This window comes from Paenibacillus sanfengchensis, assembly GCF_036864765.1.
GTDB classification, from domain to species: domain Bacteria; phylum Bacillota; class Bacilli; order Paenibacillales; family Paenibacillaceae; genus Fontibacillus; species Fontibacillus sanfengchensis.
In genome coordinates this window covers 61709-75406 of the sequence record NZ_JBAGJC010000016.1, presented here as the reverse complement: position 1 = coordinate 75406, position 13698 = coordinate 61709, and the positions used below count along the sequence as shown (strand labels likewise).

The window sequence follows — 13698 nt, the reverse complement described above, 5'->3', positions numbered from 1 at the left end:
CATGATCGACCAAGGAAAAGGAAAGCGACAGGAGCTCCACTTGCTCCACAGAAAGCTGTTGGAGATTTCGGGCGTCCTGAATGTGGAGAGCTTTGACAGTGAGGAATTTCTGCTTCAAACGGAACTGGGGCATTTGACGATTCGCGGTCAGAATTTACATATCAAGAATTTGAACCTGGAGCAGGGGCTGGTCAGCATTGAAGGGCTTGTCAACTCGCTATCCTATCTGGATCCCGGGTCCTCCTCGTCCGGCAAAGGCCTGCTCAGCAAGCTGTTCCGATGAATCTGCAGACACAGTGGGCAACGCTTTTGTGGATGCTGGTTTGCGGGGGCATTCTGGGCATCGCTTACGACAGCTACCGGGTCGTATCGGGACAGCTCCGCTTTCCCCGGTGGAGCGTGCATATGCTCGACCTCTTTTATTGGCTTGCCGCTTCTTTGTTTGTGTTCCGTACGCTGTATCATGTCAACCAGGGAGAGCTCCGGTTTTATGTATTCCTTGGATTATTTATAGGCGTTTGGATTCATTTTTTGTTTCTCAGTGTTATAACGGAACGTTTTGTGGTAAATTTAATGAAGGTAGTCCAAAGGGTATACGAGATAATCCTGAAATTGATGATTATTTTAGTGGTGAAACCGCTTAAATGGCTGTTGAAGTGCTTAAAACTGCTTCTTGGCTTTACTTGGATCGTGCTGCTTTTTATGGGGAGGGTTACGCTGTCCCCAATTTGGAAATTATTGTCCTGGGCCACAAGACCTATATGGAAACCGCTGCGTCTGCCGGACAGGCTACGGGCTGTGCGAAATATCGCAACGGACTTTTGGAACCGCTGGTTCCGTAAACCAGACAAACCGGATGAAGATGAATAAATGACTGGAGGTGCCCCATGCGCGAAGCAGCGGCAAACACATCCCATAGAAAAAATCAGACCCCCGCCAGAACGGCAGGGGCGAGCCGGCGTCTCCGGATCTGGGCCGCATTTATGGTGCTTTTTCTCGGTTGGGCGGGGTACACGTTTATTTCCCAATCCGGAGAAATTGGGAAGAAATCGGTGCAGTTGGCGGATCGGGAAACCGTAAAAGCCGAGAACGAACAGACGCTCAACCAGTTGAAATATGAATTGAGCCGCCTTAAGGATCCCGAGTACATCGGTCAAATAGCTATGAAAAAGTACGGGCTTTACAAACCCGGGGAAATTCCGGTGCGCGTCTCCGGCTCAGAGTCCGGAAATGACTGATGCCATGCGGGATATACGGCTGTTGACCTTGTTTCAGTCATTATGTATAATCAAATCACCGCAGTCATGATTTCGAGGCCTGGCTGTATATTTTTAAGGGAGGATCATTTTATTTTATGTCAATTGAAGTGGGCACCAAGTTAGAAGGAAAAGTGACAGGCATCACGCATTTCGGAGCATTTGTGGATCTGTCAGGAGGTGTCACGGGTCTCGTTCACATCTCGGAGATCGCCGACAATTATGTTAAAGACGTTAATGATCATCTGAAGATTGGCGATATGGTTACCGTTAAGGTAATCAATGTCGACAAGGACGGCAAGATCGGACTTTCCATTAAGCAAGCGGTTGACAAACCGGTAGAGGCAACCAGACCGCCTCGCGCACCGCGCACCGATCGTCCGGGTGGAAGAGACGGAGACCGGCCAGGCGGCGGATTTAACCGAGATCGGGGAGGACGCCCTTTTAAGCCGCAACCGAGCAAGGCTTCTTTTGAAGATAAAGTTTCCCGTTTCCTTAAGGATAGTGAGGAGCGCATTTCCTCGCTGAAGAAGAACACGGAGGGCAAACGCGGAGGACGCGGAGCCAAACGGATGTAGTGTAATACTCAAAGCGAATAATGAACCACCGCAGGCATACCGTGCCTGCGGTTTTTGTTTTTTCGCGAAATCCGCTCGAAGAATTCTATTTTTGTCGTCTACCCACTTTAACCGACAGGTTACAACGCAATTCACGAACTTCTTGGACTAATTAACAGATATTGGTTACTTTTCCTGTTGCTTTTTATGCGAACACAACATCCCCTAAACTCGCTTATCCGCTTGGGAGGCCTGCATTCGCGCAGATTCGTGAACCGCTCTCAATTTGTCGGAAAATTCTTTGCTCCCGTTTCCGGTATATGACAAACTTTCCGCTTGCCCCCTTCTATAATGGGACATACCTTACAAAATTGGAAAAGGCGGTGCCAGGTGATGGAGAAATGGAACGTGATCCCATTTCCAGGGATGAAGAAGGCGAAAGGACAAGCTGGAGAGGTTTCTTGGGACGGGTGGAGGCAGATTCCGCTCGTAGCGGCGTGCAGCCGCATGTTTGCGGCCAACAAATGGAACGGTTTATTCCTGCTGATGAGCTTCCTGCTCGGCAAGGCGACGATATTGGACGAGCTGGCCCCTTTTGCCGCGGCCTTTTTTGCGGTGATGATGTTTATGCGGCGGGACATCGCCGTGGTGACGGGAGCGGTCATGATTGCCGGGGCCCTGTTTGTATCCGGACCTCACGCTGCCGTGATCGCGGCGGAGCTGCTTATCTTTTACCTCATCCATAAAGGGATGGAGTCGTTTGAACGGGCTGAGCTATCTTATGCTCCGTTGATGGTATTTACGAGTACTTTTTTCGCGCTGTTGTTTACGGCTGTGATCGGGCCTTCGCTTACCTGGTACGCCCTGGTCATGACCGTCATGGATGCGGTTCTCAGCTTTGTGCTCACTCTGGTGTTCATCCAGGCGGTCCCCGTGTTCACGTATCGAAAAAGAAATTACCAACTGCGCACCGAAGAAATCGTCTGCCTGGTCATTTTGCTCGCTTCAATCATGACCGGTACGGTGGGCTGGGAGGTGTCCGGCCTTTCAATTGAACATATCCTGACAAGGTATCTGATCCTCCTGTTTGCGCTGGTCGGCGGCGCCGCGCTTGGCGCATCGGTAGGCGTTGTGACGGGTTTGATCCTTAGCCTGGCGGATACCTCGGCCTTGTACCAGATGAGTTTGCTCGCTTTTTCCGGCATGTTGGCGGGAATGATGCGGGAGGGCCGGCGCTGGGCGGTGGGTTTTGGCATGCTGCTGGGCTCTTCCATCCTCTCCATCTACTTGGCGGGTCCGGCTGAAGTCATGTCCTCCACATGGGAAAGCTGCGGGGCAGTCCTGCTCTTCCTGCTGACCCCGAGAAGCGTGATCAGCGCCATTGCCAAATATGTCCCCGGGACGCAGGATCATACGAACACCCAGCATGAGTACGCCAAGCGGATGCGGGAAATTACGGCCGGCCGGGTCGCCCAGTTCTCCGAGGTGTTCAAGCAACTGTCGCGCAGCTTCGGGCAAATCGCGAGCTCGGGGGAAATCGCCAAGCGCGGTGAAGAAGTCGATCACTTTATGAATGCGGTTACGGAGAGCGCCTGCGCGACCTGTTTTCGCCGAAATGCCTGCTGGGATGGAAAGTTCTATCAAACCTATAAATATATGACCGAAATGATGACGGCCGTTGAAGAGAATCCCGAGATCACCAAAGAGGACTTGCCGCCGAAGTGGGATAAACTATGCACCAAAACCGATCAGGTGCTTGCACTGATGAAGCGGGAGTATAATCTCTACCAACATGATATGCACTGGAAACGGCAAATATACGACAGCCGGTTGCTGGTTGCGGAGCAGCTTTCCGGCGTGTCCCAGGTGATGGAGGACCTGGCCCGGGAAATCCAGCGGGAAGGACAAGCCTTGTACAAGCAGGAGGAACAAATTCGGGAGGCTCTTGAAAAAATGGGCTTGTCCATCCACAACATCGATATCGTCAACCTGGATCACGGCAACGTGGAGATTGAAATTGTGCATGCCTATACCCGCGGTTATGACGAGTGCCGGAAAATTATCGCTCCGCTGCTGTCGGATATTTTGGGCGAACATATCGCGGTGGTCGGGGAGGTGATGTCGGACCGACGGGACGGTCTGGCGACGGTGACTTTCGGTTCGGCCAAGACCTATGAAATTACGACCGGGGTGGCTGGCGCGGCCAAAGGAGGAGATATGCTGTCCGGAGACAGCTTTAGCTCCAGGGAGTTGGGGAACGGGACGTACGCCGTCGCCCTGAGCGACGGTATGGGCAACGGGGAGCGTGCCCGGCTGGAAAGCAGCACCGCCCTCAGCATCCTTGAGCAGCTGCTGCAGTCGGGAATGGATGAGACGCTGGCGATTAAATCCGTCAATTCCGTGTTGATGCTGCGCTCCCCGGATGAAGTGTACGCGACGGTGGATATGGCGTTGATCGATGAATACTCGGCACGGACCACCTTTTTGAAAATTGGTTCTTCCCCGAGCTTTATCAAACGCGGAAACGAAGTGATCCCGATCACGGCCAGCAATTTGCCGATTGGCATCATACAGGATATTGAAGTGGATCTGGTGACCGTGCAGTTGTATCCGGGCGATACGCTGATCATGATGACGGACGGTGTCTATGACGCGCCGGGGTACGCGGTCAATAAGGAACTGTGGATCAAGCGGCTGATCCAGGAAATCCGGTCCGAGGATCCGCAGGATATCGCCGACGGTCTGCTGGAATCCGTTATCCGCTACCAGAAAAATGTCATCCAGGACGATATGACCGTAGCGGTGGCGAAAGTCGATCATTTTCTGCCGCAATGGTCAACCTTGCACATTCCGGGACTGAGCCGATTGGAGCGGCCGCGGACGGTGAGTTAGAAAGAGAGCTTGGGGTGAAAGCCCCAGGTTCTTTTTTTTTTGAATTTTTCAACTGAGTCCAGGGGAAACGCAGGGAGCTATGAAAGCAAACGGTATGAAATGTTTAGGAGCTTGGATGATATGGGAGTCGATAGCGAGTTGAAACTCAATTACCTAAGTAATAGGGATTGTGACAAAACTTTAAAATAATATAAAGAACACAGTAAGAATATACAAAAAAACAATAGAGGAAAAATGTGGAATCATGTAGAATATGAGAAAAAAGAACTATATATTAGGTTCCGTACTATCAAATTCAAGCCGAAGGGTAATGATAGAATCCGCCTAAAGTCGGGTTCGTAAAGCTGCGGACGTGGGATATTTGTCTCGCAATAATTTGGCAGCCTGATTATCTGATGGGCTTGTTTTTTTTATCCTTTCCGGATTGGGGAGAATTGTCGAATGAGAAAATTTATTCAAGTGATTGCAACCGTTTTATGCTTTGTAGTTATTACTCAAATTTCCTTACCTTGGGGAGGGGAAGCTTACGCTTTTTCGACATCACCTCTTTCGCCTTCCAACAGCAGTTACGAGAGGCAGAGCGGGCGCGATTCCAAAGAGATTACCGATTACACCGCCATAACAGTGACAGACAGTACATATGGAGATTCGGCCGATTCTCGCACTGCCATAAAAATTGATTTCCTTTCTCCAGAAGCGGAGCAAACGGGTGGATATTTACCGGATTACGGTTACGTATTTGAGGAACAGGGCGGCTCAAAATATGGATGGGGTGCAGAGCATACCGCTGTGACGGTTGTGTCCAGCACATATGGCCGGCCACTAGAAAACTCTTTTATTCGGATGAAGGCGGAAGCTGTCTGGGAGATTGAAATACCCAACGGAAGCTATGATCTAAAAATTGCAGTTGGTGACCAGGAACTTGATAGCATAAACACGTTATATGCTGAAGATACCGTAATTTGGGACCATGTAAAAGTTCCAATGGGTGAATCCAGACTTGCCGCTGGAAAGGTCATTGTAAGAGACGGAAGGCTTACCCTGCACCATGATGACTATTCGAACACAACGGCTCTTCAATACTTGGAGATCAGGCCCTCTGGAGCGTCTGAAAAAGTTACCCGAGAAATGAAGCCGCCTTATATCGGTTTGCCTGCGGAGCAAAACAAGGTGCCTGGCGATCAGATTATTCTTTCAGGCACTCAAAATAATGAACATAATGCGGTCCCTTCAATCCTTGTTCCCGGATTAAGCAAAGAAATTCGGCGTTATCTAAACGAACGCTTGAATGAGCTTGAACAGGCTTGGGAGCCGTATGAGCAGCAAGCTGTATCCTGCTCTGGCTCTGCAGAGGCAATTGCCACAGCAATTGATGGAAGCTTTGAACCAGTAGCCGCCATACATACGGGTCAACTCAATTTGGACAATTCCGTCACGTTCGGTTCCCCTTCCCGGCCTGTCTTTTTAATTACGAATGGGCTGAATATAAACAGAGCAGTAACGATAACTGTCTACGGTACCTTGATTGTGCGAGGTGATTTGAATGCCAATCAAGGGGGGCGGATTATCGTTCAGTCTGCCGATGATAGTGATGCGGCAGTTAAGGCAGACCTGCGGGTCGAGGGGACTATTCATTTGAATCAGAATTCTGTTCTGAAGGTGGCAGATGAACTCGTTACAGATAAATTGATCTATAACAGCGGTCAACTAGATATTAGTGCTAAAAGCTTGATTGTTGAGAATAGCTTGCACATCAATACGAAGGTAGACATGAATATCACCGAGGAAATGATCGTGGGGAATTTGATATCAAATAATGATAAAGCTCGGATCATAGTGGGGCAGGGGGACCTATTTATCACCAACGATGTCCATGTCAATAATCAACTTGATGTTCATACCGGGGGCGTATGGGCGATCGGAGGCAGTATAACCTCCAATCAAAAGCCTGTAGTAAGCTCGGGGGATGTCCATGAAGGCCAAACCAAGCTTAAATATATTCCTTATGGTTTAAAGGCGGAGTACTTTGTGGAGGAAGATTTGCGAGGCAAAAAAATCACGCTGTTGGATGCCAATGTTAACCTCAACGGAAAACTCCCTGTTTCTTCACCCGATTTGAACGATGGAGGGCTTTCGATTCGCTGGACAGGCATGATTGAAGCCTATACAACCGAGGAGTACACATTCAGCACTGAGGCTAATGGCGGTGTAAGGCTTTGGGTCAACGGTAAACTGCTGATTGATGCATGGGACAAGTCCGGGGGGAACGATCGCCAGAAAGGTACGGTATCGCTGGAAGCCGGGCGTCTTTACGATATACAAATGGAGTTTGCGACTGATCGGAATCAGCCGAAAGCGGTTTTGTCATGGAGCAGCGGTATGGTGCAGGAAGAGGTAGTTCCTCAGGCTCAACTGACTCCGTTTGCCGTACCGGAATTATCGGCTGTCCCTTCGGATCGGGATATTGCCCTTGTCTGGACGGATGCTTTCAATGCGGAAGGATACGAAGTGGAAATAGATGGCGAGATTAAACGTTTGGATGTACAGAATCAATATGTACATGAGCCATTAAATTCCGGAACGAAGCATACATACAGGGTTAGAGCCAGCGCCGGAGCCCTTCACGGAAATTGGTCCAAGGTCACCGAGCTATGGACGCTTCCTGGAATACCCGCCAATATTCGGCTGGATGCCACGAGTGAGCAAATACGGCTGCAATGGGATGAAGTGATCGGTGCGGTATCCTATGAAGTCGAGACAAACGGGGACATAGTTAGTACCAACAATCTTACGACATATATCGAAAAGGATTTGAATCCGAACATACAACGGGCATTTCGCGTCCGTGCAGTAAACTCTAGCGGTGCGGGCAAGTGGAGTGAAGTTCTGGCGAAAACGACCTTGCCGGGGTCCTCCAGAGTTTTACAAACCAAGGCTAAGGATATCTCCATCCAGGTGAGCTGGGATGCGGTATCGGGAGCTGAAGGGTATGAACTGGAGGTAGATGGGCATTCAATCCAGGTCACAGGTACGCAATATTTGCATCAGGGGCTGGAGCCCAATACGGAGCATACGTACCGGATTCGTTCCGGCAATGCGCAAGGTTACGGTCCCTGGAGCGATCTGGTGAGGGCTGTAACGCTGCCTTCGATACCGCAAAATTTTGGGGCAGAGCCCCAGAGCCAGGGGATTGTTGTTGCATGGGATAGAGTGCCGGGGGCAACCGGGTACGATATTGAAGTGGATGGAGTCATCCATGATACCGGAGCTGACAATGGTTTTATTCATCAAGGACTTCCGCCTGACACAGACCATACTTATCGGGTAAGAGCAAGAAGCGGAGAAGTTTTCGGTGAATGGAGCGATATTTTAATGATTACAACTCTGGCAGACTTTCCTGTAAATTTGCAGGCTATCGCTACCGATTCGGTGGTTACTCTTACTTGGGATCCTGTCATAGGGGCCAAGGGTTACGATGTTGAGGTGGATGGAACGGTGATTAGCAACGGTCTTGAGCTTATCTTTGTCCACCCTGATCTCTTGCCGTTCACAGAGCACGAATATCGGGTCCGGGCCCGTAGCGAGGGAGGAATCGGTCCTTGGAGTGATAAAGTAACGGCAGTCACAGCACTGGGGGTTCCGTCCAATATTCGCTTTGAAACGACCACGGATACGATAACGGTTCGTTGGGATCCAGTGGCTGGGGCAACGGGATATGATCTGGTTGTAGATGGTGAAATGGTTGATGTCGGCGATACTCTCCAGTATATTCATAGCGGTCTGGCTCCTTCCTCCTGGCATGTCTATCGGGTCCGGGCCAAGAATGGGAATTTGGCCGGGACATGGAGTTCCGCCTTCACGAAGTCTGCCGCTTTGGGTATTCCGGTGATCAAGGAAGCTAAATCTTACACAAGCAAAATCTTCCTGTCATGGGATGAGGTCATAGGAGCCACCGGCTATGATATTGAGATCAACGGAGAAGTCAAGGATAACAGAGAAGCTGTGAGCTATTTGCATCAGAATTTGTCTCCAGGAGCGCAATATACATTTCGGGTTCGGGCAAAAAACGAGGCTGAAACCAGTGAATGGAGTAAGCCAGTTTCCCTTGCCACTACATCTGAAGTGATTGAATTTATTTCAGCTACATCCACAACGGATTCCATAGCTTTGGAGTGGACTGCCGGAAAGGGTAGTGAAGGCTACGACCTGGAGATAGATGGGTCCATTGTACCGAACATTATGGCGACCAGTTATACCCATAAGGGCTTGGAGGCGAACACGATTCATATCTATCGCGTCCGTGTCCACAGCAGTGAGCAAGAGAATGAGTGGTCAGCCGCCCTTGAGAAGAAGACAGTATCCGAAATCATCGTCAATGTCGGCAAGGATAATTTTTTCAATCTCGTCGTTGTGGCTCCGCAGAAGGCAGGTACCTCCGAGCGGACAGTCGTTGTTACCTATGAACCGGATGAGGTTGAAATGATAGACTTAAGCGCCGTGACGCCAGACATTGAACTAACTACAGGGGTTATAGAGAAAGCCGGAATGACTATTGAACGCTTCAACCCCGGAGAGATTGTAATTAGGGTGCATGATCGAAGTAAAACGTTCGTGAATGGAATCCGTTTTCTTGCCAAAACGAATAACCCTTCCAGTATTACTTATATCGTGGAGTAGTTTGTTATTGAAGGAGTGGATATGTTGAAGCGTTTGTCATGGATTTTTAGCTTGCTTTTATTCGTTTCAACCCTTGCGGTTCCATCGACCACACTGGCAAAAAGCAGCATCGATATCGTCTTTGTGATCGACAGATCCGGAAGTATGGCATCCTCCATCAATGCGGTGAAGGACAATGTTGCCGCATTTGCGGATATGTTGGCGGCCAGAGGAATTTCCTACCGCCTGGGACTGGTCTCTTATGAAGAGACATCCACAAGGTATGCATTTACCAGCGATGTGAATACATTCAAGGCTCAACTCGGCAAAATCAGCGTGGATGGCGGCACCGAGAACGGCCTCGATGCGATTATGAATGCTGCCCAATACTACCCCTTCGACGTTAATGCAAGCAAATACTTTATTCTAATTGGGGATGAGGTTGTCACCAGCGACCAGGGGTACACGGTTCCCAGCGTAATTCAATATATGAACAGCATGAAAATTAAACTTACAACTATCGGTATTGACGAGATAAAAAGTCAATTCAAGCAGTTATCGGATCAAACCGGCGGCATGTATCTAGACTTGTACAGCAATTTCAGCACAAGTTTGACCCGTATTTTTGAACAGATTCAACGGATACCGACACTCGAAATTATTAATCCGTCGTCTGGGCAAATGTTAAGCGACTTAAACACGGCGTTTATTCCTTCGGTCAAAGTAACCGATCCGGACAGCGACACATTGCAACTGGCTTACTATGTCGATTCGGAAACGGTGCCTCGTGACAAAAAAACGGTGTCCAACACAATGACCGCCCAAACGGTGAGCTTCAATGCGCTTAATATCGGCACACTTTCCGAAGGTAATCATACGTTTCGTTTTACCGTATACGATGGGTCGGATACGGTGCAGGATACAGTGACCGTCAAGGTGGACAAGTCCGTCCCGACTCTGGGGACCATCCGGACGGCAGCAACGGCGACAACGATTCAGATCTCAGGATCGGCTACCGACAGCGGTTCCGGTTTAAGTACCGCTCCGTATCGTTACACCGTTGGATCGCTTCCAAGCTCATGGACAAGCGCCACGACGTTCACCCATTCCAATCTGGTTCCCAATACAGCCTATACCGTTGTATTCGAAGCCCGCGATGCAGCTGGTCATATCGCCCAAAAAATTGAAACTGTCTGGACAAAGGGCCAGGTTCCAATACTTGGGAGGGAGCAGGCTTCAGAAACGTCGGCAGTACTGTCATTGCAGGACAGTAATCCGGCTTCAACCTTTTATCAGGTAAGGTCTGGGGCTTTATATGTGAGCGGGACGGGGACCTTGACGACGGCACCGAGCTGGATCATGCCAACGAACAAGAAAATAACCGTTACAGGCCTGACTTCAAATACAGAGTACTCTTTTCAGGCCAAGGCGCGAAATCAGAACAGTGAGGAAACTGATTTCGGGGCGACGCTCTCCCTAAGCACACTGGCGGCCCCGCCAGCGGCTTCGGCCATCACCTCTAACGCGGAACAGCATTCGATTCGCCTAAATTGGCCGCCTGTTGCGGGAATAACACAATTTGAGGTGGAAGCGGACGGCTCGGTCATAAGCGTTGGTGCTTCAGCGACTTTTTCGCACAGCGGACTTGCTCCGAATACGCGGCACACTTATCGGGTGAGGGCCAACAATGCAGGGGGGACAGGCAACTGGAGCCAGCCGGTAGTGGTATTCACGCTGCCGGATCCGCCGGGGATTCCAGCCAACATTCAAGCCCGGCCGACTCAGACCGAGGTTACTATCACGTGGGATTCCGTTGCGCGCGCGGAGAGTTATGACGTTGAAGCGGATGGAACGGTGATTGAGGGAGACATGCAGACGAAATTCGTTCAGAGCGGTCTGGAAGCCCAGTCGGACCATACCTATCGGGTTCGCGCGAAGAATTCGGGAGGAGTCGGGGAATGGAGCGTGCCGGTTACCGTTCAAACACTGCCTTATCCTCCGAAAACACCTGAAGGTTTATCCTCGGCAGTAGCTATCCATGAAGTCACAATTCAATGGAAAGCTTCAGAGGGAGCAACCGGTTACGAGGTGGAAGCCGACGGTCTCATATTGAACAATGAGGGGGCTACGAGCTTTCTGCACGAGGGGTTGCTTCCGCTCAGTGGGCATACCTATCGGGTCCGCGCTGTGAATGCAGGCGGCAAAAGCTTATGGAGCGCGCCCCTGACAGTTACGACGCACCCGGAAAGACCTTTAAAGCCGACCAATGTGATGACAACGGCTGAACAGAATACGATTACGGTGATGTGGTATCAGGTCGCACATGCGGAAGACTACGAAGTGGAAATTGATGGCGCAAAAATTGTGACGGTGAGCGATTCCCAATTTGTTCATAGCGGTCTGAATCCGGAAACCTCGCATTCCTATCGTATCAGGGCCCGCAATATTAGCGGGTACAGCGATTGGACGAATCCTGCGGCCATGGCCACTTTCCCTGCCGACGCGGGCGAGACCGATATGTCGCTTACCAATATGGCAGCCGTTGTAACAAACCGGTCGATTACGATCTCCTGGGACACGGTTGCCCGAAATGCAAAATATGAGATTGAAGTTGACGGGCGGATGAGCGATAACGGCGACAACACTATTTTTCATCATGGCGGTCTTCAAGCCGAAGAATTCCATACGTACCGGATTCGACTGAAGCAGGATGACAAGCCCGGCATATGGGTGGCGGTACTCTCGCTTTCCACTTTGCCCGATCCTCCGGACGCGCCGGAAAACTTGAGCGGTTTTCCTGCGAATGATTCCATTGAATTGTCGTGGAAGCGGGTGGATGGAGCGACCGGCTACGATCTCGAGGTGGATGGAGTGATGATTGACGCCGGTAATCTGGATACTTACAATCATCAGGATCTGATGCCGGGAACGTCGCATACTTACCGGCTGCGGGCAAAGAACGGAACAGGAGTTACGGCATGGAGTCCGGCTTTGATTGCGAGCACGACAAACCCGAATTATGTGGTTGACGTCCGCGCGGGCCAATCTTTTAACCTGTCCTTACTGGCCTTTAACGTTCAGGACTTCAGTGAACTGACCTATGTTGTCAAATACGATCCAAATCAGCTTGAGGTCGTCGACCTTTTCCAGTATACTCCCACGCCGGATTTGACGACCTCCGGCTCCATTCCAGGCTCGGAACTGGAGGTCACGTACGAGGAAGGACGAGTTGCCTATACGTTCAAGCATAATATCGTGCCGGGGACTTCCTGGTCGGGAGAGGTATCCACATTGGTGTTCAAATCCAAAATCGACGGTCAGTCCACGATTAATGTTCTGGTTGAATAACCGTGAAATAGCGAGGTTGATAACATGATGCCTATAAGTAAGAGAAAGCGTCGCATAGTCGTATCTATTCTTATTCCGGTGTTAATTGCTACATCTTTCGTTTATCCCATAGCAAATCGGGGGACGGAAAACGCAAGCGGTAACGATCATTCCATCGGCGATTCGGATATCCGAATCGCCGCCGATATCTCGAATATGACGGGCGTGGAGGCAGAAGAGATTATAAGGCTAAAAGAGACCGGGATATCGTGGAACGAGGTGCTTGAGCGAGTGCAGGGCAAGGCGGGGACAAGCAAGAAGTCGCGAAAAACGCGAAATTCTGTTTTAACTGCAGCGAATATGGAGGATACGGTTGCCAAGCTTAAAGATTCGGGTTACAGCGATCGGCAGATTCAAACTGCTCGTCTTTTTGCGGAGCGGGTGGAATTCCAATTCAGGGAAATTGCGAGGGATGAAAAAAGTACAGGATCCTTTTCTATGCCTGTAAAGGAGCCAGCCGATCCTTTCAAGAAGGAGGATTTGAGGCTGGAGGCGCTTCAAAACGTTGCAGGGAAATACGATGCAGTCTCGGCCGTTTATTACTTGCTTGTTCTGGAGCAAGTATTTCATGATCAGACGGTGATTATGGACGAGTATCTACTGTCGCTTCAGCTAGAGCTTGATTTGAAAGAATATATTGATGATCCGGATGCTTATCTGAAGAGCAAGCAAGAGAAGTTGGCCGGACTGACTCCGGATCTGCTAGTGACAGCCGGTTTTCTGGAAGAGTCGCTTCTTAGCCGAATGAATCGGCATAGTTTGGAGTCTTCCGGTAAAGAAGACAGTGCAATACCTCAGCCTTCCGGAACAGGGACTCCTTTGCCCGGCGATAGTATCGTTTCCCGGCCCGCGGATTTCGCTCTGCCGGAGGCTCCCCATGTTCAGCCGGTAAACCCTGGCGATCAAATCAAGGAAGAGCTGGATTCGTTGAATCCTAATTTGCCGTAAAG

General features: G+C 50.2%; 8 protein-coding genes. All 8 read left to right on the top strand.

What is annotated here, in order from left to right:
* The first annotated feature begins 1 nt into the window (after position 1).
* A complete protein-coding gene (yabP, locus tag V4U84_RS23170; RefSeq protein WP_334075569.1) occupies positions 2-283 on the top strand; it encodes a sporulation protein YabP in 282 nt (93 codons plus the stop codon).
* Positions 280-870, top strand: a complete 591-nt coding sequence (gene yabQ / locus V4U84_RS23165; RefSeq protein WP_334075568.1) for a spore cortex biosynthesis protein YabQ — start codon at positions 280-282, stop codon at positions 868-870. Before yabP ends, yabQ begins: the two co-directional genes overlap by 4 nt.
* 17 nt (positions 871-887) lie before the next feature.
* Complete coding sequence (locus tag V4U84_RS23160; protein WP_334075567.1) at positions 888-1238, top strand: FtsB family cell division protein; 351 nt, start codon at positions 888-890, stop codon at positions 1236-1238.
* A 116-nt stretch (positions 1239-1354) separates the two neighbouring features.
* Positions 1355-1834 carry a S1 domain-containing RNA-binding protein gene (locus V4U84_RS23155; RefSeq protein ID WP_334075566.1) on the top strand — a complete coding sequence of 160 codons (480 nt, stop codon included), beginning with the start codon at positions 1355-1357 and terminating at the stop codon, positions 1832-1834.
* A gap of 372 nt (positions 1835-2206) precedes the next feature.
* Positions 2207-4705, top strand: coding sequence for a stage II sporulation protein E (gene spoIIE / locus V4U84_RS23150; RefSeq protein ID WP_416367290.1), 2499 nt, complete (start codon positions 2207-2209; stop codon positions 4703-4705).
* A 441-nt stretch (positions 4706-5146) separates the two neighbouring features.
* A complete protein-coding gene (locus V4U84_RS23145) occupies positions 5147-9382 on the top strand; it encodes a fibronectin type III domain-containing protein (RefSeq protein WP_334075564.1) in 4236 nt (1411 codons plus the stop codon).
* Positions 9383-9406: 24 nt separating this feature from the next.
* Positions 9407-12709 (top strand): fibronectin type III domain-containing protein, encoded by a 3303-nt coding sequence (locus V4U84_RS23140; RefSeq protein ID WP_334078048.1) that lies wholly within the window; start codon positions 9407-9409, stop codon positions 12707-12709.
* Positions 12710-12733: 24 nt separating this feature from the next.
* Positions 12734-13696 carry a hypothetical protein gene (locus tag V4U84_RS23135; protein ID WP_334078047.1) on the top strand — a complete coding sequence of 321 codons (963 nt, stop codon included), beginning with the start codon at positions 12734-12736 and terminating at the stop codon, positions 13694-13696.
* Positions 13697-13698 lie beyond the last annotated feature (2 nt).